We start from the raw sequence: 556 nt of genomic DNA, 5'->3' as shown, positions 1-556 counted from the left end.
ATCCGTGTGCCGGCACCATCTTAAAAGTGTGATAGTATAAAGTAAAGAACAGCACTGTGTAAGTGTGATATGGTGAGATTCCCGAGCGGTCAAAGGGGGCAGACTGTAACTCTGCTACGAAAGTTTCGAAGGTTCGAATCCTTCTCTCACCACCATCTAACTTCGATAGAAGTAGTACCAACATGCGGGAGTAACTCAGTTGGTAGAGTGGCAGCCTTCCAAGCTGCATGTCGCGAGTTCGATCCTCGTCTCCCGCTCCATCGAAGATGTCGCTCTTATAGCTCAGTGGTAGAGCACTCCCTTGGTAAGGGAGAGGTCTCGAGTTCAAATCTCGATAAGAGCTCCAGATATACAGTTTAGTGGTTTATCCACAAGATTTTAAAGAAGCAGGCTATTATAGTCTGCTTTTCAAGTATTAGGTGTCTAGTTTTTTAGGCGATTGTCGATAAAGAAGGTTTTTCAGGGTTGTTTTTCTCTAAACTGGTGTCGACGTAAACGAGGAAAATCAAAATGGCTAAGGCTAAGTTTGAACGTAACAAACCACACGTAAACGTGG

At 44.2% G+C, this 556-nt stretch carries 3 tRNA genes; all 3 read left to right on the top strand.

Features of this window, described 5'->3' with window-relative positions:
- Window positions 1-71: 71 nt before the first annotated feature.
- The 3 genes from AWW72_RS17815 (at window position 72) to AWW72_RS17805 (ending at window position 346) form a co-directional block, all read left to right on the top strand.
- Window positions 72-155 (top strand) — tRNA-Tyr (locus AWW72_RS17815).
- 29 nt (window positions 156-184) lie between these two features.
- A tRNA-Gly gene (locus AWW72_RS17810) sits at window positions 185-260 on the top strand.
- An 11-nt stretch (window positions 261-271) separates the two neighbouring features.
- A tRNA-Thr gene (locus AWW72_RS17805) sits at window positions 272-346 on the top strand.
- The last annotated feature ends 210 nt before the right edge of the window (window positions 347-556 follow it).

Source organism: Acinetobacter sp. NRRL B-65365, from assembly GCF_001605865.1.
Classification (GTDB): Bacteria; Pseudomonadota; Gammaproteobacteria; order Pseudomonadales; family Moraxellaceae; genus Acinetobacter; species Acinetobacter vivianii.
This window is presented reverse-complemented; position numbering and strand designations above follow the sequence as displayed.